The 26,244-nt window shown below is 32.0% G+C and carries 14 protein-coding genes; 13 read left to right on the top strand and 1 reads right to left on the bottom strand.

Annotated elements, in window-relative coordinates; translation table 11 throughout:
* The first annotated feature begins 33 nt into the window (after positions 1-33).
* On the top strand, positions 34-4,101 hold the full coding sequence (locus tag ACW9UN_RS13090) for a T9SS type B sorting domain-containing protein (RefSeq protein WP_459486746.1): 4,068 nt from the start codon (positions 34-36) through the stop codon (positions 4,099-4,101).
* Positions 4,101-5,045: a PorP/SprF family type IX secretion system membrane protein gene (locus ACW9UN_RS13085; RefSeq protein WP_459486745.1), complete on the top strand. Its 945-nt coding sequence runs from the start codon at positions 4,101-4,103 to the stop codon at positions 5,043-5,045. The genes ACW9UN_RS13090 and ACW9UN_RS13085 overlap by 1 nt, the downstream gene beginning before the upstream one ends.
* A gap of 21 nt (positions 5,046-5,066) precedes the next feature.
* Here ACW9UN_RS13085 and ACW9UN_RS13080 read toward each other — a convergent pair whose 3' ends face one another.
* Complete coding sequence (locus ACW9UN_RS13080) at positions 5,067-5,699, bottom strand: low molecular weight phosphatase family protein (protein WP_459486744.1); 633 nt, start codon at positions 5,697-5,699, stop codon at positions 5,067-5,069.
* A 64-nt stretch (positions 5,700-5,763) separates the two neighbouring features.
* On the opposite strand from ACW9UN_RS13080, the gene ACW9UN_RS13075 reads away from it, so the two are divergent.
* From ACW9UN_RS13075 to ACW9UN_RS13025, 11 genes are all read left to right on the top strand, one after another.
* Complete coding sequence (locus ACW9UN_RS13075) at positions 5,764-6,309, top strand: DUF8465 domain-containing protein (RefSeq protein WP_459486767.1); 546 nt, start codon at positions 5,764-5,766, stop codon at positions 6,307-6,309.
* A gap of 15 nt (positions 6,310-6,324) precedes the next feature.
* Positions 6,325-7,458: a cysteine desulfurase family protein gene (locus ACW9UN_RS13070; RefSeq protein ID WP_459486743.1), complete on the top strand. Its 1,134-nt coding sequence runs from the start codon at positions 6,325-6,327 to the stop codon at positions 7,456-7,458.
* 497 nt (positions 7,459-7,955) lie between these two features.
* Entirely contained in the window at positions 7,956-10,751 is a 2,796-nt protein-coding gene (locus ACW9UN_RS13065; protein ID WP_459486742.1) for a helix-turn-helix and ligand-binding sensor domain-containing protein, read from the top strand.
* Positions 10,752-10,961: 210 nt separating this feature from the next.
* Complete coding sequence (locus ACW9UN_RS13060) at positions 10,962-13,961, top strand: SusC/RagA family TonB-linked outer membrane protein (RefSeq protein ID WP_459486741.1); 3,000 nt, start codon at positions 10,962-10,964, stop codon at positions 13,959-13,961.
* 9 nt (positions 13,962-13,970) lie between these two features.
* Positions 13,971-15,455 (top strand): RagB/SusD family nutrient uptake outer membrane protein, encoded by a 1,485-nt coding sequence (locus ACW9UN_RS13055; protein ID WP_459486740.1) that lies wholly within the window; start codon positions 13,971-13,973, stop codon positions 15,453-15,455.
* A gap of 12 nt (positions 15,456-15,467) precedes the next feature.
* Positions 15,468-17,621: a hypothetical protein gene (locus ACW9UN_RS13050; protein ID WP_459486739.1), complete on the top strand. Its 2,154-nt coding sequence runs from the start codon at positions 15,468-15,470 to the stop codon at positions 17,619-17,621.
* Between the two features lie 10 nt (positions 17,622-17,631).
* The gene (locus ACW9UN_RS13045) at positions 17,632-19,284 is read left to right on the top strand and encodes a glycoside hydrolase family 16 protein (protein WP_459486738.1); all 1,653 of its coding nucleotides are present in this window, start codon (positions 17,632-17,634) and stop codon (positions 19,282-19,284) included.
* 489 nt (positions 19,285-19,773) lie between these two features.
* Complete coding sequence (locus ACW9UN_RS13040) at positions 19,774-22,944, top strand: glycoside hydrolase 5 family protein (RefSeq protein WP_459486737.1); 3,171 nt, start codon at positions 19,774-19,776, stop codon at positions 22,942-22,944.
* Between the two features lie 11 nt (positions 22,945-22,955).
* Positions 22,956-24,440, top strand: coding sequence for a glycosyl hydrolase family 16 (locus ACW9UN_RS13035; RefSeq protein WP_459486736.1), 1,485 nt, complete (start codon positions 22,956-22,958; stop codon positions 24,438-24,440).
* Positions 24,441-24,467: 27 nt separating this feature from the next.
* On the top strand, positions 24,468-25,307 hold the full coding sequence (locus tag ACW9UN_RS13030) for a glycoside hydrolase family 16 protein (protein ID WP_459486735.1): 840 nt from the start codon (positions 24,468-24,470) through the stop codon (positions 25,305-25,307).
* A 12-nt stretch (positions 25,308-25,319) separates the two neighbouring features.
* Positions 25,320-26,177, top strand: coding sequence for a PKD domain-containing protein (locus ACW9UN_RS13025; RefSeq protein ID WP_459486733.1), 858 nt, complete (start codon positions 25,320-25,322; stop codon positions 26,175-26,177).
* Positions 26,178-26,244: the final 67 nt, after the last annotated feature.

The following is a 26,244-nucleotide window of genomic DNA, read 5'->3' as shown; positions in this document are numbered from 1 at the left end:
CTAAGTTTTTATTATTTTTAACCAAAAATTGCAATGCTAACTAAACGCCATATCCTAGTATTTTTTTTATTAATTGTTTCTTATTCTTTGTTAGCCCAAGTACCAAGAGCTAAAGTAGATTATGATACCGCAGATATTAATACAACACTTTCTGTAGCTGCTCCCGGAGTTTTAGTTAATGATACAGAATCCGGTGGCACTCCATTAACTGTAACACAATTCTTTATTAATGGTACCGTTTTTAATGCTGGAGACACTGCAAATTTTGGAGAAGGAAGCATCACCATTTTAGAAGATGGTAGTTATACTTTTGTGCCAAGACCAGATTACACCGGAAATGTAAGTACAATTACCTACCAAATAACAAATGGTACGTTAACAAGTTCAGCTAATTTGTTTTTAACAGTAGAGTTTACAGACAATTTACTTGTTGTAAGAAATTTAGGGAGCTGTAACCAAGGTTTTAATGCAAACGGAGAATATAAAATTGTTTATAGCTTTGAGTTAAATAATGCTAGCAATGCTAGAGATTTTCACGAAACAAGTTTAATTACAAATATTAATCTGATAAATAACTTAGAAGATGCTTTTGGAGCAGGATGTATAATTAATGTGGATAATTTGAGTGTTTTTACTAGAAGTGATTTTACTTTTGTAGATACTCCCTATCCCGAAGAATTTGATGAAACAGTTATAAACTCTGCATTTAGAAACGCAAGTTCAGACGCTATTTTTAATACAACAGCAACAAATTTAACATTATATCCAAGACAATCTATTTTTGTTTCGTATTGTGTAACTGTAAATCCTTTTTGTGATGGAAGACCGAATCCAACACCATCAGGTTCTGGAATTAGCTTTACAAATACAGTAACTGTAAACTCAACAAAAGGTGGAAATTCGGATACTACAACACTTACAGATTTTCATACTACAGAATCAGTAGTTTCTGCTGGCTTGTATGTGCCAGAGTTTCATAGCAATCAATTAGATCCGCCAGGAATTATAAATTCTGATGGTACTTATGATTATACCAATACTGTAGTAATTACAAACGAAGGTCCTACTACAGCTCAAAATATTAATTTTAATATGGGCTTAGGAGACTTTGAGGGTAAAGTAACTTTTAATGAAATACAAGTTACACAAGTTTCAGGGCCAAACGTTTCTATAAACTCCAATTATAATGGTGATAATGAAACAATGCTTTTAACAGCAAATAATACTTTACCAGTAGGAGAAACAATTATTTTAGAAGTCTTTTATGTAATTGGTCCTGTAGATAGCACAACTTATAGCTTTTTTAATCAAACAAGTTTTTCACAAACCCAAAGTGGTTTAGATGGTTTTAATGCTACAGATCAAAATAATCAAAAAGCATTTTCTTATGTTACTTGGTCAGATAATTTAGGGGATCACTTAGACCGTTATTACGTCTTAAATTCATTAGTTACAAGTGTTTCGTCAGCTTTATATTGCGATTGCTCTTTGGTAGGTATGCGTTTTTTATTCACTGCATCTTCAGATACTAATAAAGTAATTACATCAACTATACCAGAACCTAATGAAATACTAGAACATGAAGAAATTACCTTTCAGACAACCATAGAAAATACGAGTCAAGCTGTAGAGCTCGATAACCTACAATTGCAAGAAAATGTGAATAACGTTTGTGGTGTAAACATAATTTCTGTAAGTACACCAACCATTGTAAGTTCAACAGCTACAACAGATCCAATATTAAACCCGTCATTTAATGGTGTTAGTGATACCAATGTATTTGATGGAAGCTCAGGATTGTTAAAAATTAGAGAAAAAATAACAATCGAATATACAGTTGTTTTTAACGAAGCCTGTATTGGCAATAATACATCAATTTTTTCTGGGCAAGATCCATTAAATAGATTAGTAACATCATCAAATTCAGTAGTTGTTACAGCAGCTACAGATATAGATAACGACGGTATAACAAACGATATTGATATAGATGATGATAACGATACCATACCAGACCTTTTAGAATATAATGGAATAGATCCTTTAGGTGATGCAGATACAGATGGCATACCCAACTACAGAGATTCAAATTTTGGACCTGATGCAAATCTAGATGGTATTATAGATACTTTTGATTTTGATAATGATGGTGTGCCCAATCACTTTGATTTAGATAGTGATAATGATGGTGTTTTAGATATTGTTGAGGCTGGAAATGGCACTTTAGATACCAATAATAATGGAAGGACGAATAGCAATGTTGGTAGTAATGGATTAGATAATTCAGTTGAGTCAAATGATTCTAGATTCGCATCAATAAGTTACACCATTCTAAATACGGATAATAATGGAAATCCTAACTTTTTAGATATTGATGCAGATGATGATGGAATTGTAGATAACATAGAAGCACAGTCTACAAATAACTATACAACATTAAGTGGAACAATTTCTGAATGGGGTATAGATTCATCGTATCCAAATGGAATTCAACCAGTAGATACAGAAAATGATGGAATTCCAGATTATATAGATATCAATTCAGATGATGATATTCGAGACGATGTTTTAGAAGGTTGGGATACCAATAGTGATGGAACAGCTGAAATTGTACCTGACAATTCCGATTCAGATAATGATGGTTTAGATGATGCTTTTGATAATAATGATACTAGATTAAATCCAACCAATGGTCAAACCCCAGACAGTTTTCCAAATGCAGATAATACCGATAATCCAGAAAGAGATTGGAGAGAAATCATAGCAATTGTTATTCTTATCGATGATATTACAGTAACAGAAGGTCAAGACGTAACGTTTACTTTGCTGTTTGTTACCAAAAATAACAATTCAATTTTAATAGAAAGTGCATCGCCAATAGATATTAGTTTTTCAACGTCTAATGGTAGCTCTACTACAAATGTATATGATGTTGCCATTACTCCTTTCGATTACTCAGGCTTATCAAATACAAACTTTACCATAAACCCATTTACCAATACAGCACAGTTTACTGTAGCTACACTAGAAGATAATATTTATGAATTAACAGAATTGTTTACATTAACAGGAACAGTAACATCCAACAATACATTAACTAAAGAGTTTAACGGAATTGCTTCGTTACTAGATAATGATCCTAAACCAGATATTACCATGAATAATTCAAGGGAAGATGAAGGCGTAAATTTAATTCATACATTAACCATTACAAACCCTAGTTCTACTCCCATTGAAACTCAAATAAATACAAGTGATGATTTAGCTATAAGCCCAGATGATTACAATCCCATTTCAGAGATTTTAACAATTGATGGTACTATAGACCCTAATAATGCTAACACAGAAGTTTCCTTTAGTATTACCTCTTTGTTAGACAATTTAAATGAGTTAGACGAAGAGCCTTTACAAGTAGTTGGGGTAGTACAAACGCCTAATGTAACGAATCAAGATTTAAATAAAACAGCAACTATTGTAGATATCGATCCAAAGCCCTTAGTTCATATAGATAGTGTAACAACCGAAGAAGGTAGCTTTTTAAGGTTTACAATCCGTCTTTTAAATAGTAATGATGAGCTAATGCAAAATTATCTACCCATTAATATGATTTTAGAAACTACAGACAATACTGCAATTGCAAATTTAGACTATGAGTATAAATCAAAACAAATAACCATACCCGCTTTTACAGAACGTATTACACAAAATATAAATACGCTAGAAGATAAATTAAATGAAGATACAGAAACGTTTTTTTTACAAGCCAACCTGTTTAGTGATGATGTTTCCAATACCTTTCCACCTAGAGGAGTAGCTACTATAAAAGACAATGATTACCCAAATTTATTTTCACCAAATGATGATGGTAGAAGCGATGTTTTTAAAATTTCGGGTATAGAAGATTATCCAAACTTTAAACTCAATATTTACAATCGTCAGGGTAACGAAGTATATAATTATAGTAACAATGGCAACCTAAATCCTGTTTGGTGGAATGGAACTCACAAAGGGCAACCTGCGCCTACAGGAGTGTATTATTACATTTTAGATTTTAACGATGGAGTTAAAAAACCAATCACTAAATTCATACAATTAATAAGGTGATGAAAAAGAAAATTGCATCTAATATGACAAGGAAATTAATTTTTTTATGTTTGGTAACAACTTTCATCAGCCTAAACAGTTTTACCCAACAGCTACCTCATTACACACAATATTTGTACAATATGCAGATAATAAACCCTGCTTTTGTAGGTTACAGAGCAGAGTTAAGCATGTCTGTTTTAGCACGTCAACAATGGGTTGGAGTAGAAGGCGCACCAACCACAAGAACATTTTCGTTAAATGGTAGAACAAGAAAAGGATTAGGAATAGGAACCACCATTGTGCATGATAAAATTGGTTTATCAGAAGTTACAAATATAAATGTAGATGCTTCTTACACCATAGTAACTTCTAAAAAAAGCAGATTAGCATTTGGTTTAAAAGGCGGTTTACTATTTTATAATAACAACTTATTCGATGGCATTACACCAGATACAGAGGCGTATGCATCAACAACAGGAAAGTTTGTAAATATTGGTTTTGGAGGCCTGTTTTACACCAAAAAATTCTATGTAGGTTTATCTGTACCTCAGCTATTAGAATCACCACAATTTTATATAGAAGATAACTTGAATCAAAATAGTTTGTCTAAAAATCCAAATATATTTTTGTCTTCTGGTGTTTTATTCAAGTTATCAGAAAATTTACTATTTAGGCCATCAACAATGGTAAGATATACAACCAATCAACCAACATCAATAGATGTGAATGCTAGTTTTTTGTACAATAAAATTTTAGAAACAGGAATCTCTTATCGTTATAAAAATTCTGTAAGTGGTTTATTTACAGTGATTTTGAATAAAAAATACAGAATAGGTTATGCCTATGATCATAGGTTTTCTGTTCTTGGTGGTAATTTAAGTTCTCATGAAATTGTTTTTCAGATGGATTTAAATTTTAAAAGAAATACTAGATGGTTGCTACTAGATGACTGTTATTTTTAAGATTCACCTAACAACAAGATCTTAAGAAAGTAATCTTTTAACCTTTGAAAATATAAAATAAATTTCTCCAGCAATTTGCTTATTAGTTTCTAAATAAGTTTTTTCTTGAATATCAGATCCGTCAGAATACTTAGGGTCTACAAAAGGTAAGTGAAAACGATGAGATGCAGAGGGTATGAAAGGGCAATTTTTATCTGCGCTATCACAAGTAGTAATTGCCATAAAAGGTTCTTTGTTTTCTGGATGATCAAATAGTTTAGAAAAGCCTAAAATAGCTTTTTCTGAATTACTAAAACTAATATGATACTTTGGGTTTTGATGAGAAAAATCAACTACTTGAAATAAAAAACCTGCTTTTTGTAAGGTTTTAATAGTGTTTCTGTAAAAAGAAGTAACTTCGGTACCACCAGAAAAAGCATTAATATTTAAATTAAAATAGTCTGCTGCATAAAAGCTCCATACTTGGCCTAACTGGCTTCTTCTAGAGTTGTGCGTACAAATAAAATTTAAATTTACAACTTCATTAATTGTATATTCATCTGCTATAGTTTCTGCAATTCTCAACAAACATTTTACCCTATCTTCAGATGGTAAGCTTTTTTTAAAAGCGTTTTCAAAGAAGTTTTTGGTAGAGGTGTTTGAAGTTTTTAACATATTACTATTTTTGCAACAAAATTAGTCTAAAATTGTACTTTTGTTAATTAATATAATGTTAAGAATGCGTTTAGAAATTGGAAATAAAGTGGCTGTTTTAGATGATGTTATTAAAGGTATTGTAACCCATATTAATGGTGATGAAATTACCATAAAATCAGAAGATGGTATGCTGTTTAAATTTGCATCTTCAGAGCTCGTTAAGATTCATAAAGAGCAGCACGAACTAAGTAAGTTCACAGATATAAACAATCCCATTTTAAAAGCTAAATTAGCTACTCATAAGCCAAAGAAAAGTCATTTTGTAAAAGATAAAAACGAAGTGATTTTAGAGGTAGATTTACATATCAATCAACTTATAAAATCAACTCGAGGTTTAGATAGTTTTGATATGCTTAATTTACAGTTAGATACTGCAAAAAGAAAAGTTGAATTTGCTATTGCCAAAAGAATTTCTAAAATTGTGTTTATTCATGGTGTTGGAGAAGGAGTTTTAAAAGGCGAATTATTACGATTATTAAAAAAATATCCTGTAAAATATTATGATGCATCTTACAAAAAATATGGCTTAGGAGCCACAGAAGTTTATATTTATCAGAACACTAATTAATTGTATTTTTGCATAATGAAAGCTATTTATTTAGATAATGCAGCAACAACAAGAATAGATGACGAAGTTTTAGCATTAATACATAAATCGATGCAAGATAATTACGGAAACCCGTCATCTACGCATCAATTTGGTAGAAAAGCCAAAACAGCTGTAGAAACTGCCAGAAAAAATATAGCGCAACATTTTAATGTTACAGCAAGTGAAATTGTGTTTACAGCTGGCGGCACTGAAGCTGATAATTTAATTTTAAATAACGCAGTTTTAAATTTAGGCGTTAAAAGAATTATTACTTCAAAAATAGAGCATCACGCTGTTTTACATGCTTGTTATCATCTTAGAAAAACACAAAATATCGTTGTAGATTTTGTAAATTTTGACGAGTTTGGGAGTATAGATGTAGAACATTTAGAATTATTATTATCAACTTCAACACATAAAACTTTAGTGAGTTTAATGCATATCAACAATGAAATTGGTAATATTTTACCTGTAGATGAAGTGTGTAAATTGTGTAAAAAATATAAAGCCTTGTTTCATTCAGATACAGTTCAAGCAATAGGTCATTATAAATTAGATTTACAAAAAACAGCAATAGATTTTGTAGTAGCAAGTGCACATAAATTTCACGGTCCAAAAGGTGTTGGTTTTGCTTATTTTAAAAAAGGGTTTGGCATTTTACCTATGTTTTTTGGTGGCGATCAAGAAAGAGGGGCAAGGTCTAGTACAGAAAATGTACATAGTATTTTAGGTATGGATAAAGCTTTGGCTATTGCTAGTATCAATCTAAAAAAAGATCAAGAATATATAAATGATTTAAAACGATATTTTATTGCTAAACTAAAAGAAATGTCAGAAAATATTCAGTTTAATGGTCTATCATCTAATTTAGCAAAGAGCAGTTATACCATTTTAAATGCTCGTTTTCCTATAAAAAATAGTATCCTTTTATTTAGTTTAGATATGGCTGGTATAGCAGTTTCAGGAGGTTCAGCTTGCCAAAGTGGTAGTAATAAAGGCTCTCATGTTTTGGCAGAAATTTTAAATAGTAATGATGTAGATAATACTTCTGTACGATTCTCTTTTTCAAAATATACCTCAAAAGAAGATATTGATTACACTGTTTTAAAATTAAAAGAGTTTATTTAAAAATTAGCGTTTACTAATTTTATTAAACTCTTTAATCATAATATAAGCCCAAACAATAACGCAGACTCCTACAAAAATAGAAAAGTAGAAAATAATATTATCTGCGCTCATTCATAATTATTTTTAGGAAAATCATCACACCCAATAGTGTGGGCGCCCAAAGGCCCAAAAATATTCCATGTAATTTATCACCTGTTAAAAAAAGATATTCTGCTATTAGCACAATTAGCACACACAACAACAACATTAATATGTTAGTTTTACCTAACTTCTTCATCAAGTTCATTAAATCAAAACCGTTTAAATGTAATAGCGTAAAGTTAACGAATTATTTTAAAGTCATAAAGTTTTGTTAAGAATATTTGAAAGAATATCGAATAATACCTCATTTAATTAAGTTTTATGGAAAGTTTGACTCTTTAAAAAAAATAATCTAAGAAAGTTGATATATATTTTGTTAAATTCGTAAGCTATTAATTCAAGGTCATATTTTTTTTATGAGAGTATTTATATTTTTAATTCTTTATTTTCTTACTGTTCTTAATGGCTTTGGGCAAGAAATACCTCCAATAAATATCTTTTCAACAGAATATTATGGAGCAGAGAATCAAAATTGGGCAATTTCTCAAGCTTCAAATAAGTTTATTTATGTAGCTAACAATAGCGGATTGTTAGAGTTTAATGGTGCAAATTGGCAGTTATACCCAACATCAAATGAAACCATTATGCGTTCTGTAAAATGTTTTAAAAATAAAATATATACAGGTTGTTATATGGATTTTGGTTTTTGGCAAAAAAACGAATTTGGTACTTTAGAATTTACCTCTATAGTTAAAAATAGCCAAATACAAATGCTAGATGATGAGCAGATTTGGGAAATATCTGAACTAGATGGTTGGATGATTTTTAAATCTCTGCAAAGAATTTACCTATACAATTTAAAAACAAAATCTCACAAAATAATAGAGGCTTCAAAATATATTTCAAAGCTATCCAAAGTAGATAATATTATTTATTATCAAGATTTAGAACATGGTGTTTTTATGATAGAAAATGGAGCGCCTAAATTAATTTCTAAAGAAAAACCATTAGCACAAAATTTAATTGTTGATATTTTTAGTATGCACAATAAATTATACTTTTTAACACAAAAAGATGGTTTTTATTTTTTAGAGAATGGTTCAGTTAAAAAGTGGAATATATCTGCAGATAGGTTTTTATCGAACAACACCATTTATAGCGCAAAGTTGCTTAAAAATGGAGATATTATTTTAGGTACAATTTCTAACGGAATTATAAAATTAGACTCTAATGGAGATGTATTTTACAAAATTACTCAAGGGTTAGGTTTAAGTAATAACACAGTTTTGTCCATTTTTGAAGATGTAGACGAAAACGTATGGTTAGGTTTAGATAATGGTATTAATACCATTAATTTAAAGTCGCCATTTAAGTTATTTGTTAAAAAGGAAAATTTTTGGGGTACAATCTATGCATCAATAATTTATAACGATTATTTATATTTGGGTACAAACCAAGGCCTATATTATAGAAAAAAAAACTCGAACGAACGATTTAAGTTTATTGAAAACACTCAGGGTCAAGTATGGGATTTACAAGTAATAAACAACACTTTGTTTTGTAGTCATAATTCAGGAACTTTTATTGTTAATAATAATGATGCATCATTAATTAAGGGAGCAGAAGGAACTTGGGGTGTAAAAAAAATAGATAATAAAACCCTAATTATAGGAGCTTATGACGGATTGTACATCCTCACTAAAAAAGAAAATTCTTGGGTAATAAGAAATAAAATAAAAGGTTTTTCTAATTCAAGTAGGTACTTTATCTTAAAAGATAATCACAAAATATTTGTAAATCACGAGTATAAAGGGGTTTTTAAATTAGAGGTTGATGATGATTTTAGAAACGTTACAAAGTTGGTTAAAGATGAATCTGTAGAAAAAGGGATTCACTCTAGCTTAATAAAATACCAAAACACTATTTTTTACTCGTGTAAAAAGGGAGTTTATAAATATGTAGAGGCAGCAGACCGCTTTAAATTAGATACGGTTTATAGCAAATTAATGCCCAATAATAAATTCTTATCTGCCAAATTAATACCTCATAAATCAAACAATAAGCTTTGGTCTTTTACTAAAGATGATATTCGTTATTTTGCTCCAGGAAAACTAAGTGATAAACCAGATTTAGAGATAATTCCGATAAAGGGCGGATTGCATATTGGTGCTTCTGGTTACGAAAATATCATACACTTTCAAGAAGACAAGTATTTAATTGGTACTAGCGATGGATATTTGGTTGTAGATTTAAATAAAATTGAAGCACCTCAAGATTTTAGGGTAGATTTAAACAGAGTGTTAAGTAATAAAACAGACGGTGCTCAAAACAAGGTAAGTTTAGTTGAAACACCAGAATTTAATGTAAATCAAAATAATATTGAATTTAAGTACAGTGTATCTAATTATAACAAAACATCATCTATAAAATTTCAATACAAACTAGAGGGTTTAAATGAAAGGTGGAGTAAATTATACAAAAAAAATTCGGTGCTTTTTGAAAATTTGCCAAGCGGAAATTATGTATTTAAAGTAAGGGCATCTATAGATAATAAATTAAGCCAAAACGTAGCAGAATTTTCATTTAAAATATCTAAAGCTTGGTATCTTTCAAATGTATTTGTCTTTATCTATGTACTGCTTGTAATCATGGTTTTTTACGCTTTGCATCTAGTATCAAAAAGATATTACAAAAAACAGAGAGAAGATCTTTTAGAAAAGGCACAAAGAGAAATAGAGCTTAAAGAATTAGAGAGTTCTCAAAAAATTATCAAACTAAATAATGATAAACTTAGAAATGATATTGAAAGTAAAAATAGAGAATTAGCAACCTCTACAATGAGTATCATTAAAAAGAATGAATTCTTAAATACAATAAAATCAGAATTGGTAGAAAACGGAAAAAACAGTGTTACCAAAGTTATTAAAATTATAGATAAAAACTTAAATAATACAGATGATTGGAAATTATTTCAAGAAGCTTTTAATAATGCTGATAAAAATTTTCTAAAAAAGATTAAAACAAAACACCCCGAATTAACACCAAATGATTTAAGATTATGCGCGTATTTAAGATTAAATCTATCTTCTAAAGAAATTGCTCCACTTTTAAATATTTCTCCAAGAAGTGTAGAAGTAAAACGTTACAGGTTAAGAAAAAAAATGAGCTTACCTCATGATGCCAACTTAACAAATTATATTATTGAGATTTAAAGCTATACATATAGGTAAAATCACCTATACATAAACACAACACCCCTATACTTTCTTGTAATTTATCTGCCTTAAAACCTTCTACCTCGTGTTGATTTTATTATATTTCTCTATGTTTTTTATGATGTATGTTTTTTGTTGAGGTGTTTTTTATGGTTTTCACTATTTTTTAGTGATATTTTTGTGTAAAACATAATTAAAACTTTATTGATGAGAAAAATTATCATAGTATTACTCTTTATATTCAGCTCTGTTTTGGCTTATGCTCAAACAATGAATGTAAAAGGTGTTGTTAAGGATGCAACTTCTGGAGAAGTTCTCCCAGGCGTTAGTATTATTATTAAAGGAACTACTGTAGGTACTGATACCGATTTTGATGGGGTATACAGTTTAAAAGTACAAAAAGGTGAAACCTTGGTGTTTAATTATTTAGGCTACAAGCAAAAGGAAGTAATTGTAGATAAAGAAACCATAGATATTGGTCTCGAGCAATCTACAGAGGCTTTAGATGAAATAGTAGTTGTTGGGTATGGTAGGCAAAAACGAAAGGATGTAACAGGGTCTGTATCTCTGGTTGGAGAAGAAACACTAGAAGCGTTAAAACCAACAGATGCATCAACTGCATTACAAGGAACAACATCTGGGGTTACCGTTAATTTATCTTCTGGTGCACCTGGGGCTTCTGCTAATATTTTAATTAGAGGGGTAAGTTCAAACACCCAAAACCAACCTTTAGTAATTGTAGATGGTTATCAAGGAGATTTAAATAGTATTAACCCAAGTGATATTGAATCAATTACGGTTCTTAAAGATGCACAAGCTGCTATTTATGGTATACGAGGTGCAAATGGTGTTGTTTTGGTTACCACAAAAGCAGGTAAAAAAAATAAAGCTCCTTCTGTAAAGTACGATGTTCAAACAGGTATACAAAGCACCACAAGAAGGTTAGATTATTTAAACGCTACAGAATATGCTTTGGTTTTAAATGAAGCTTATGCTGCTAGCGGACAAACCATACCTTTTACTAATGTAGGGAATTTGGGACAAGGCACAGATTGGCAAGATCAATTGTTTAACCAAGCTTTTATGCAAAATCATAACATTAGTGTTTCTGGTGGAGGAGAAAACGTAAGTTATTTTGTAAGTGCAAATAGAATTGAACAAGATGGTATCATTGCAAAAGAAAAATCTAACTTTATTAGAAACAATATCAAAGTGAATTTAGGAATTGATATTTCAGAAAAATTAAAGTTTTCATTAATATCTAACTTTTTTACTTCTTATTCAGAAAGTATTCCGAGTTCTGTACTTTTTAATGGTTTAAATTATGCACCAACATTTGGTGTTGAAGAAGATGATACTAATAACTTTTTAGGGATTGAGTTAATCAACCCATTAAACCAATTGACTAATGTGTATAACGAAACTTACGGAAGCGGTTTAGAAGGTAACTTTAAGTTAGAATATCAGCCTATAGAAGGGCTTAATATTACATCAAGATTAGGGTACAAAATATTCAATCAAAAAGGAAAAACTTTTACGCCTATACAAGATTATGGTTTAGGTAAAGTATTTAATGTGCCTCAAAGTTCTGTTTATCAATTTAAAACAACTTCTACAAGAGTTAATGGCGAAATTTTTGCTACTTATAATAAGTTAATCGAAGAAGATCATAATTTTGCATTTACTCTAGGTACAAGTATGCAAAACGATTATTTTGATGGTTTATATGCAACTGGTATTGATGTTCCAAGTAATTCTGTTGGTTTTGCAGAATTATATTTAACAGATCCTCAAAATATTCAAAGAAGCCTAAATAGTGGTTTTGATGATTTTAGATTAGTATCTTATTTTACAAGACTACAATACGATTACCAAGGTAAATACTTATTTTCTGCATTGTTAAGAAGAGATGCAGCTTCGCCTTTCGATGAAGACTTAAGAGTAGATCATTTCTGGTCTGTAACCTCTGGTTGGAAAATTTCTGACGAAAAATTTATGGAAGACAATGAAACCATAAGTTTTATGAAACTAAGAGCAAGTTATGGTACTTTAGGAAATTACGTAGGTAACAACTTATACCGCTCTTTATTAAACGGAGAGGCTACTTATGTTTTTGATGGTGCTTTAGTAAATGGTAGAGCACAAGGTGGTTTAGCAAATCCATTAGCACAATGGGAAACTGCAGAAAAATTAGACATTGGTTTAGATATCAATTTCTTTGATGATAAGCTTACTGTTGTTGCAGATTATTTCGAAGAAAGTAGAGATAATTTATTAATACAAAGCTTTCCTGTTTCAGGTATTTTAGGTACTGGTGCTCCAGGTGGTGCTAATCCAACAGTAAATGCAGGTAGATCAAAAAACACTGGTGGTGAGTTAGCCATTGGTTACAAAGCGCTACAAACCGATAATGCTAGAGTTAATATTAATTATAATGTTACTTATGTTACCAATAATGTTACAGACGTTGAGGGCGGAGCGTTTTTAGAAGGCGGTTCTTTTGCTATCGGTAATCCTGCAATTTCTAGAATGGAAGTTGGGCAACCAATTGGTTATTTTTATGGACTAGTTACTGATGGTATTTTCCAAACGCAAGCAGAAGTAGATGCGCATCCTTCACAAACAGATTTAGGTGCAACTACTACTTCTCCAGGAGACATTCGTTATAAAGATATGAATGGAGATGGTAACATAGATTTAGATGATAGAGTAAACATTGGTAATCCACAGGCAGAATTTTTAATGGGATTAAATATTTCAGCAAATTATAAAAATTGGGATTTTTCTACCTATTTATATGCTGAAATTGGAAAAGATATGGTAAGAAACTTTGAGCGTTTTTTACCAAATGTAAACAGACCAACATATTATTTAGATAGATGGACTGGGCCAGGAACAAGCAATTCTGTACCAAGATTAACCAATGATGCAACAAATAACAGATTGTTTTCAGATTTTTATGTAGAAGATGCTTCTTTTCTAAGAATGAACAATATTCAAATTGGTTATAATTTATCTCCAGATATTTTAGAAAAAGTAGGCTTATCTAAATTTAGAATTTACACTACTATAAACAATCTATTTACATTAACCAAATACACAGGTTTCGACCCTTCTATTAACGGCGGTGCAATTGGTGCTGGTATAGATTATGGTAATTACCCATCTGCACAACAGTTTTTATTAGGTTTAAATGTAACTTTTTAAGATATAGATATGAAAAAAATAAATAAATTTATACAAAAAGCTATCTATCTATGTATAGCTACAGTCATAATTTCATCGTGTTCAGATGAATATATAGACAATGCAAAAGTAATTGCAATTGATTCTGAATCGTTTTTTAACTCAGAAGCAGAATATTATCAAGCTGTAGTCGCTGCTTATGATCCTTTACAATCTACATTTATCAACGTATTAATGGGCGAAATTGCGTCAAATAATACCTTATGTGGTGGAGAGAGTGCTACAGATGTACCTGGCTATCAGCAAATAGATGATATGATTCACACTCCTGTAAATGATCAATTACAAAACTTATGGAGTTGGATGTTTGGTGGTGTAAATAGGGCAGCTTATGTTATCGAATTTAAAGATAACATAGATTTTGAAGGTAAAGATGCCTTGGTAGCTGAAGCTTATTTTTTAAGAGCGTATTACAATTTCGAGTTGGTTAAGTGGTTTGGAGATATTCCAATTAAACCAAAAGGTCGTTTTCTTTTAGGTGATGAAAAAACAATTCCAAGATCACCAAAAGCAGAAGTTTATGCCTTAATAGAACAAGATTTAGAATGGGCAGTAGAGAACCTTACATACACAGCACCACAAACTGGTAGAGCAACAAAAGGAGCTGCACAAGCATTGCTAGGTAAAGTATATTTGTACCAAGACAAGTTCGATGAGGCTGCAACTGTTTTAGAAAATTTAATCCAAAACGGACCTTATATGTTAGAAACAGATTATAATAAAATCTTTGAATTTGCAGGAGAAAACGGACCTGGTTCTGTTTTTGAAGTGCAATATACAGATGTAGAAGGTGCTGGTTTTGATTGTTTACAATGTAGTGAAGGTAATGTAGCTGTTGGTTTTCAAGGTGTAAGAGGCTATAGTGGTCCAGATTTTACACCAGGCTTTAGTTTTAATGTACCAACACAAGATGTAGTGGATGAATTTGAGGCCGGAGATCTAAGAAAAGATGTAGCAATTTTAGATATCGATGCTTGGGCTACTGCAACAGGTGCAGAATTTACAACTGGTTACGAGCACACAGGGTATTTTAATAGAAAATATTTGCCAAGAACTAGAAGTGCAAACGCTGCTGGAGATCAAAATTTAACAAACCCAAATAACTACAGAGCAATTCGTTATGCAGATGTGTTATTAATGGCAGCAGAAGCTAACAATCGTAAGTCTAGTCCAAACGATGCTTTAGCAAGAACATATTTAAATATGGTAAGAGAAAGAGCTTTTGGTAATGCTGATAATAATGTTACTACTAGCGGAACTAATTTAACTGCGGCTATCTATAAAGAACGTAGAGTTGAATTAGTTGGAGAAGGTCATCACTTTTTTGACTTAGTTAGAACAGGAAGAGGAAGCCAAATACCTGGGTTTACACCAAGTAAAAATGAAGTATTTCCTATTCCGTTTGAAGAAATTCAATTTTCTCAAGGAAATTGGTCACAAAACCAAAACTATTAATTCTATAGAAATATGAAAAAATTAAAAACAATATACAAAGCACTAGTTGTACTACTTATTATTAGTGCTTGTACAGAAGAAAGGTCTTTAGACTTTTTAGATAATATTGCTCCACCAACCAATGTTGCTGCAGCATATACAATAACACAAGATAATTCAGGGTTGGTTACTATCATTCCAACTGCTGAAGGTGCAGTTGCTTTTGATATAGATTTAGGAGACTCTTCACCTATGATAGAGGGCTTAGAAATGGGTAAGAATATACAGCATACCTATGCAGAAGGAACCTACAATATAAAAGTTTCAGCATACAATTCTAAAGGCGATGTTACTGAGTTAACTCAAGAATTGGTTGTTTCATTCAAAGCACCAGAAAATTTAGTGGTTACTATAGATAATGACGCAGCAATTACAAAACAAGTTAATATTTCTGCCACTGCAGATTTTGCAGCTACTTACGAATTTTATTCAGGAGAAGCTGGGGTTGATCAGCCTGTAGCTACTGCTAATATTGGTGACGCTATAAGCTATCAATATGCAGAAGCTGGTATGTACTCTGTAAAGGTTATTGCAAAAGGAGGTGCTATACAAACTACGGAATATACTACAGATTTTGAGGTTACAGAAATTCTTGCACCTATAGCTTCAGCAGCTATACCACCAGCAAGAAACGATGAAGATGTTATTTCTATTTATTCTGAAGCATATACAGATATAGGAGCTAATGTTTTACCAGATTGGGGACAAAGTCAATTTGGGAGTAGTTTTGGTGAGTACGATTTAAATGGTGATAAAATGTTACAATACACCAACCTTTCTTATCAAGGAATTGCGTTTGATGATAACAAACAAGATGTTTCTAATATGGAATTCCTTCACTTAGATGTTTGGACACCAGATGTAACCAAATTAAAAACATTTATTATCAATGAAACTGATGAAGTACAAGTTACCTCTGATTTAAGAGTAAATCAATGGACAACCATTAATATTCCATTATCAGAATATACAAATCAAGGTTTAACCTTAGATTTAATTCGTCAGTTTAAATTCGAATCAGAAGGTCCATGGCCAAGAGAAGGAACTGTTTTTGTAGACAATATTTATTTCTGGAAATCTCCAGCTCCTGCTGGTGCTCCAATTTTGTCAGATGATTTTGAAGGCAATGGAAATATAACTTCTTGGGCAGGTGATGCTGCAGGTATTAATACTGCATTTGCAAACCCTTTTAAAGATGCACTAAACGATTCAGAAACCGTTTTAGAATACAGCGATACTGGAGGGCAATATGCAAACATTAGATTCGATAAAGGTTCAAATTTCGATTTAACAGGTGGTAACAGTGTTTTCTCATTAAAAATATACGTACCTTCTTCTAGCATAAGTGGTAATCAACCTAATCAGATATCTTTAAAATTACAAGATGGTACAGCAGCAGAACCATGGGCACAACAAACAGAAATCATAAAAGCAATAGCCTTAGATACTTGGCAAACCGTTTCTTTTGATTTTGCTACAGATGTTACTGCAGGAGCTGCAGACCCATTAAGTAGAACAGATTTTAATAGAGTAGTTTTACAGGTAAATTCAGAAAACAATAATGATACAGTTACTGCTTATATTGATGATTTTACTTACGGTTTAGAAGTAGCAGATACAGAACCATTTGTAAACGATGATTTTGAAGGGAATGGAACAATAACAACTTGGGCTGGAGACGATTGTGGAATGGATAATAATTATGCAAATCCATTTAAAGATGCCTTAAATAGTTCAGATACTGTTTTAGAATATAATGATACTGGAGGGCAATACGCAAATGTTCGTTTTGACATTTCACCAAATTATGACTTGAATGCAAAATCTAAGTTTTCATTAAAAATTTATGTGCCTTCATCGAGTTTATCGGGTAGTCAACCTAATCAAATTTCGTTAAAATTACAAGATGCAGATCCTAATCCTTGGGAAAGACAATCCGAAATCATCAAAACCATTGCCTTAGATACATGGCAAGAAGTTACTTTCGATTTTGCTACAGATACTGTTTTAGGAGTTACTGACGCATTAAGTATAACCAATTTTAGTAGAGTTGTTCTTCAAGTAAACTCAGAGAATAATAACGATACTGTTATCGCGTATATAGACGATATTAAACACTTCAAATAAAAATAGAACAATGAAAAAAATAAAAAATATTTATATCGTAGTGTTTTCTATGATTATAGCCTTTGTAGGTTGTCAAGAAAATGATTATCAATTCGGAGAAATTGTATCTCCAACCAATATCACAATTACAGCAGATATTGTGGGGGCAGATGCTAACAACCCTTATGGAGATGGTAGTGGTACTGTAAACTTTACAGTTAATGCCAATAATGCTTCATCTTATGTATTCTATTTTGATGGAGTGGCAGAAAAATCTCCTTCAGGAGAATTAACAAAAAGATTCTCTAAAGTAGGCGTAAATACATATTCGGTTGTAGTAAAAGCTAACGGCACAGGTGGCTCGTCTTCATCAGCATTAACAGAAGTAGAAGTTTTTAGTTCTTTTTCTGATGTTGAAGCAGAAAATTTATTAAGTGGTGCAAATGTTGGCGATTCTAAAAAATGGTATTGGCAAGCAGATAAAGATGTTCATGTAGGTTTAGGGCCAGTAACAGATGATTATGGAAATGGTGAATTTGCTTATGAGGCATGGTGGAATGGAATTAAAGCTTGGGATGCAGAAAAGTCTTGTATGTATGATAATGAGTTTGTTTTTACTAGAACTGCAAATGGTATTACATTCGAACAAACAGTAGGGCCAGCTTTTGTGCCAGGTACTTATGCTGGAGATTTAGGTGTTGGCGGAGACCAATGTCATGATGAAAGTGTGGCTACAAAAATGTTTGGAGTTAAAAATGTTTCTTTTGGCCCATCTACATCTAAAGCGGCTTTAGAAGGTTCTTATAACGAAAAACCTTACAGAGGTACAACTTTCGAAATTTCTGATGGTGGTTTTATGGGATGGTTAGTAGGTTCTGGTACTTACGATATTATTTCAATTTCAAGCACAGAACTTATTGTTAGGGTAATTCAAGCTGGAGACGGTTTTGCTTGGTACCATAAGTTTACATCAACTAAACCAACACAAACTGCTGGTTATACCTATACTAATTTAGTTTGGGAAGACGATTTTAATACAAACGGTGCTCCAGATGCAACAAAATGGACCTATGACCTTGGCGCTGGTGGCTGGGGTAATGGAGAAGAACAAACCTATACAAATAATGCTGAGAATGTAATTGTAGAAGATGGTTCTTTAAAAATTACTGCAAAAGCAGATGGTGCTAGTTACACTTCTGCAAGATTAAAAACAGAAGGTTTATATGAATTTACCTATGGTAGAGTAGAAGTAAGAGCAAAACTACCTGCAAGTCAAGGTACTTGGCCTGCAATTTGGATGTTAGGAGCTAATTTTGCAACAGTGGGTTGGCCAGAAACTGGTGAAATTGACATTATGGAGCAAAAAGGACAAGATAAAAATACCGTACTAAGTACAATTCACTATCCAGGAAATTCAGCGGGTAATGGGCCTTCTCAATCTACTTCATTGCCAACTTCTACAACAGAGTTTCATAATTATGCTGTAGAATGGACAGAGGCAAAAATTGTATTTTATATAGATGATGTTCCATATCACACATTAACAAATGATGCTTCTTTACCATTTAATGCAGATTTCTTTTTAATCTTAAATGTTGCAATGGGAGGAACTTTAGGAGGTGATATTGATCCTGCGTTTACAGAAGATACCATGGAAATCGATTATGTTAAAGTATTTCAGTAAAATATAATAGGCCTTTATTTAGTTAGATTTATTATTTAAAGAAAAGGTCAGATATTTTTCTGACCTTTTTTAATTTAAGTATCAAAACTCATTGTGTTTAAAAACTTTATTCAAAAACACTAATTAATCTTATTGTACATTAATGATAATATCTATTTAACACCCTTAAAATTCTAAGTAATTCATTATTACAACACTTAACTACTTTAATAGCTATATATAATTACCACATCACTCCAAAAAATACCTATACAAAACTACAACACATAGTTATAAAGTTGTACTAAAATTTAAGCTTGAGTCAATGTATATAAGCAATTCGTAACATTTAATTAGTTATTTTGAATTGTATGTTTTATGTTGAGGTGTATTTTATCAATTTCACAAAAAAAATACATTAAATTTATAATTCGTTAATAATTCAAATAATCTAACCGATTTTATTTTATGACATCAACATAAAATAATTTCCCAACTAAAAAGAAAATTATGAAGAACACTTATTTCAGATTACTATTTTTCTTATTCTCATTTAGTCTTTGCGCTCAAGGACCCAAAGTGTCTATAATGAAAGATGCTAATGGTATGAAATTAATGATTGATGGTAAACCAACAATCGTTAATGGTATCAATTGGGATTATGTACCTATAGGTTACAATGTTTTAGATGCAAAATTTTGGGAAAAACCAGACGAAATTATCAAAGCTGGTTTAGACGGAGAAATGCCTCTTTGGCAAAATATGGGTGTAAATGCCATTAGAACATACATAGGAATGCCACCAAAGTGGATTACTTACATTTATGAAAACTTTGGTATTTATACCATGATAAATCATCAATTTGGTGCTTACGGATTAACAATAGATGGTGTTTGGTATGCCAAAACAGATTACGCAGATTCTAAAGTAAGAAAGCATTTAATTAATGCTACTGTTAATATGGCAAAAACGTATGAAAACACACCGGGTCTTTTACTTTTTATGTTAGGTAATGAGAATAACTACCATTTAACTTGGGAAGGAGCAGAAACCGACGAAGGTATAATTATTAATGATGACGATCCTGCTAAAAGAGCTCAAGCAAGAGCAATGTATAAATTGTTTAACGATGCTACTGTTGCTATGAAAACAGTAGTTAAAAATCATCCAATAGGTATTTGTAATGGAGATTTACTGTATTTAGATATCGTTGCAGAAGAATGTTCAGATATAGATGTTTATGGTACAAATATGTATCGTGGAGACTCCTTTTATGATGCTTTTGATAGAGTTGCCAAAGAATTCAATAAACCAATATTATTTACAGAATTTGGTTCAGATGCTTTTAATGCTAGAGATAACAAAGAAGACCAGTTAATGCAAGCTTATTATATGGTTAGTAACTGGAAAGAGATATACGCAAATGCGTATGGTTTAGGCAAAGCTCAAAACTCAATAGGTGGTTTTACATTTCAGTCTAGTGATGGTTGGTTTAAAGCAGGCTTTAACGACAGAAAAAATGCAGATGTTCACGATACAAAAGCTTCTTGGGCAAGTAATGGTTATAGTAAAGATCAAGCCAAAGAAAATGATAAAAACATGAATGAAGAATGGTTTGGTATTGCTGCAAAAGGTGCAACAGATGTAAGAGGTTTATATACCTTGTATCCAAGAGCTTCATATTATGCTTTAAAACAAGCACACACATTTAACCCTTTTTCAAGTACAAAAACGTCTGTAGAAAACCATTTTAAAAATATTAATTTAATGGATGCATTTCTTAAGGCAAGAGGAGATAAAGCTTCAATGGGAACTGGTAAGAAGTTAGAAATAAGTAACTTAAGAGCAGAGTTTACCACATTCAATACAGGGGGCTCTTTGCTAACAACACCTCAATTTGCAGATGGTACTGGAGATGCTTATCCAGATAGGTTGGGTTTCGATCATATGCAATCTTATTTCGTTGGTGTAAAAGGGCAACCTGCTGCAAATATTAAAGCTGAAGTTAATTTTAATATTTTAGGAAATGTAGCTGGTAATCCTATTGATGATATTTTTTATGAAAACGTTGGTAGACCAATTCAGGTAGATACTCCAGATGGTATTTTAACTCTTGCCGATAACAATAGATTAAGAGTTTATAATGCAGAATTTGAGTGGAGTGCAGAAGATTTTGATATGAGAGGTTTCTATAGAACTGGTCATTATCACTGGGGATATGAAGGAGATTTCTTCGGCATTTATCCAGAAGCATATTATGGCCCTAATTTAGACATCTATAATGGAGAAATTTTAGGTGTTGAAGTAGATGGTAAAGGTGCTTTTTCAGGCTTAAAAGCCGCTTTTGGCCCCCAACTTTGGTGGGGAGCAAACCCAGCAGTATTGTTAAAATATCAAAAAAGTTATAAAGGTTATGATTTCTCTGCAATCTATCATAAAGATATTGTTTCTGGATCTGGTGTAGATGAAAACGGAAATCGAGTTTTAGACCCAGTTCAGTTAAGAACGGGTGTAATACCTGCTTTACCAACAGAAAGAGCAACAATTGCTGTAGAAAAGAAAATGAAAAATTTTGGGATGCAATTAGGTGCAATTTGGGGTGGTAAACCTTTAAATGGTAGAGTTTATCAAGATTATAATGAAAGAGGCGAATTAAAAGATGATAAAATACAATCTAAAGACAACTGGGGTGGTAAAGCCAAAATAACATATACAAATGGCGGTTTTAATTGGTATGCACAGGGGGCTGTTATGGGGCTAGTTGCCAATGGTGGTACAGACCCAACATTAACGTTTACAGGTTGGAAATTAAAAGATTCTGGAAGTGGAAATATGAGCAATTTTTTAACAGGTATTGCTTATAATTTTGGTGGTAAATTTCAAATAGCACCAAATTTTATGTATCAAAAACCTTTGGTGGATGCCATGCCAAATGAAGGAGGAGACCCAAGAGGTAGATTAAGAAATTTTGTTGACGATCCTTTTGTAGTAAGAGCAGGAAATAGAGAAATGACAGCTGGTGAAATTTTATTTACTTTCGATCCGACTCCGGCCACATACATGTACGAGTTTGATAACGACAGAGCAGAAGATGCTAAATTTGCTATGAATTTGGGCTTCGTTTATCGTAGTTTACCAACAACTCAAGATGCTGCAATTGGTTTTTTAGCTGATCGTTCTTCATTTGCATTTGCAAAATCGGCTCCAGCCGCAGATTTGTGGGAAATAAATTCTAGAATTGTCTCTAAGCTTCATCCAGATTTTGGTTTTATTACCAATCTTTATTATGGTACAGGTCAGGCTAATGGAGATAGTGAAAGACTAATTTATAGAGGGGGTGCAGATGTAAGAATGATTTACAATAAGTTAAAAGTTACAGGTATGGTTAAAGTAAACGATTGGGGACCTTTCGATTATCACCGAGATTTTAACTTAACGTTTCCAATGCAATTAATGTTAGATATTTCTACATCTGTTGGTAAACCAAACTGGTTAATTTTACCAGATACCAAAGTAGGTTTAAGAGGAACTTGGAGATCATTAAATGAGTTTTCACCAAGATATGCACCTAATCAAACTGCTAGCGCATTTGCTACAGATACTAGATTAAGCCCTGTTGGTTTTCCAAATGGTTCCGAGTGGGAAATTAGAACTTATATTCATATCAACATCGGAAAATAAATCAAAAAGACATGAAAACAAATAAATATATATATTCAAAAATTACATTCTTTTTAGGGTTGATTTTGCTAACCACAGTTAGTTGTGAAAGAGAGGTTTCAGAAGATGCAATCGATCCCATATTTAATTCCTCAGGAGAAATATTTGGTGATGCCCCACAAGGCTTAACAGATGAGTTTTTCATTTCTTTTGATCCTGCTGGAGGTGCAAATACAGAGGGCTTTGGTACAGATGAAACCATTTTTTATGAAGGTACAAGTTCAATAAAAATAGCAGTACCAGCACCAAATGATCCTAATGGAGGATTTATTGGAGGTATTTTTAGAGATAGAGGAGAGGGTAGAGATTTAACAAAATACGATGCTTTAACATTTTATGCCAAAGGTTCTACAACAGGTACCATTGGCCAGGTTGGTTTTGGTACAGATTTTTTAGAAGGCAAATATGCTGTGGCACGTTCAAACATTCAATTAACAACCGATTGGAAAAAATATATTATTCCAATTCCTGATGCAAGTAAACTTACACAAGAAAAAGGCATGTTTTTATTTTCAGCAGGTGGATTAGATATTTTAGATAACGTACCAAATGGTAATGAAATTGGATGGACATTTTGGTTAGATGAAATTAGGTTCGAAAAATTAGGAAACATCGGTCAGTCAAGACCAATGATTTTTAATGGCCAAGATGTTGTAGAAGATGTTTTTACAGGATCTCAAATATTTTTAAACGATTTAAAACAATCATTCCAATTAGGTACAGGAGAGGTGGTTACAGTAACACCGTCACATAATTATTATGATTTTAGCTCATCAGATGCTACCATTATAAATACAGATAATTTATTGTTTGATGCTTCAGGTAATCCGTATGTAGAGGTTTTAAAAGCGGGTTCAACTACTATTTCTGCCATATTAAACGGTGTTGCTGCTGAGGGATCATTTACTGCAAATTCACAGGGAGATTTTGTTACAGCACCACAACCAACAAAACCACAAGAAGATGTAATTGCTATTTTTAGTGATTCTTATACAAGTGTTACCGGACTTAATTTTGCAGCTTTTAATGATGATAATGTAGTAATATCAGCACCTATTGCAAATGGAAATCAATATGTAAGTTATGAAAATTTAAACTTTGTTGGTTTAGGTTGGAATGGTACAGTAAATGCTTCTAGTATGACACACTTACATGTAGATGTGCAGTTAACTAGTGCTGGAGCAAAAAACTTTATTGTAGAGTTAATAGATTTTGGAGCTAATGATTCAGATGATGGTTTACAAGGATCGGACGATACTGCTGGTGGATATTTAGTACCAAGTAATCAACTAATTCAAGGCGAATGGGTAAGTATAGATATACCATTAAATGCCTTTACACGCTCTACTGGTGGTGGTGGATCTGGTAGACCCAACATAAATAATATAGGTTTAGTTGGCTTTGTTTCTACAAGCTTAGATTCTTTTCTAATCGATAATGTTTATTTCTACAAATAACAAATTGCTTCTAAAATTTTAAAAAAAATGACAGTAAAAAATACAATATTTAAAGTTTCAGCAATTTTATCAGTGATATTATTGATGGCTTGCGAAACAAGCGAAAAGCAAACAGTTGCCACACTTACTAATCTAGTTTGGGCAGATGAATTCGATACAAATGGCACACCAGAAGCCGAAAATTGGAACCTATTAACAGGTGATGGAACAGCTCAAGGAATTCCAGGTTGGGGTAATAATGAATTACAAACTTATACAGACAGACCCGAAAATGTAACTGTACAAGATGGTGTTCTTATTATAACAGCCAAAGAAGAAAGTTTTGATGGCAAATCTTACACCTCTGCAAGAATAACTACCAAAGGTAAACTAGATCAGCAGTATGGAAGGTTTGAAGCAAGAATAAAATTACCTGCAGGTAAAGGAGTTTTTCCGGCATTTTGGCTTTTGGGCGATGATGCCAATGGCAGTTTAGTATGGCCTCAAATTGGTGAAATTGATATTATGGAATATCTAGGCGATGAACCAACAACAGTTTTTGGTACTATTCATGGACCAAATTATTCTGGAGCAAATTCCATCACCAAAGAATACCAAATTTTAAACGATAGGTTTGATAGTGGTTTTCACGTTTTTGGTGTAGAATGGACACCAAACAGGATCAATTGGTATGTAGATGGAGATTTATACAACTCTATTACTCCAGACGACGTAAATGATGAAACAGGTGGAGCAGAATGGGTATTCAACAGGCCTTTTCACATTATTTTAAATGTTGCAGTAGGTGGTAATTTACCAGGAGCACCAGATGAAACAACCGTGTTTCCTCAAAGAATGCTGGTAGACTATGTAAGAGTTTATAATTAAATAAGAAAAAAAATGAAAAATAGAATCAAAAATATAAGCATTTTTTCACTTTTATTAATGTCACTTTTAGTGATAACATCTTGTGAAGATAACGAAAGTGGTGTTACAAATCCGGGAGAAATGGATGCTGCTGTTATGGCAAGATTTACGAAAGTTAAAGAAGGCAAAACAGTAACATTTATCAATATTTCAGAAAATGCCACTTCTTACAAATGGGATTTCGGTGATGGTACTACATCTACATTAATTAATCCAGAAAAAAGATATTTTAATGGTAATTATACAGTTACCCTCACAGCATCTAATAATAAAGGAGAAACAAGCACCACAAGTACAACATTATTAATTGATGGATGTACAGATGAAATAAATGAAAATATTGATCCTGCTAATGGCATCTTAAATTGGACCTTTTTAAACGTCAATGGTAATTCAGGTTTTGATGCCTTTGGTAACATTGGTGGTGGAGTAGTTAATAACCCCGTGTTAGATAATGTTAACGCTAGCTGTAATGTTTTTTTATACAATAAAATAGGAGGTTGTGAAACGTGGTCTGGAGCAGGTTACGTATTAAATACACCTCTAGATTTTGCTACAATGACCAATAAAATTTTTAAAATAAAAGTATTAGCTCAAACACAAGTAACTGATGTAACTCTATTGTTAGAAGAAAATCCTTTTCCGAATAATAACCCTTTTATAGAAAGAGTGGCAAGTATTACAGAAGTAGGTCAATGGCAAGAATTAACTTTTGATTTTTCTGATGTAAACTCAGGAACCTTTAAAAACATGGTAATTTATTTTGAAAGAAATACCGCTTGCGATGGAGATATTTATTATTTCGATGATATAACACAAGTACCAGAATAATTACAATTGAGTGTTAAAAAAGAAACTCAACTTATTTTTCACTTTTATAAAATTACATGTAAGTAAA

The organism is Polaribacter litoreus, assembly GCF_054584775.1.
This window is presented reverse-complemented; position numbering and strand designations above follow the sequence as displayed.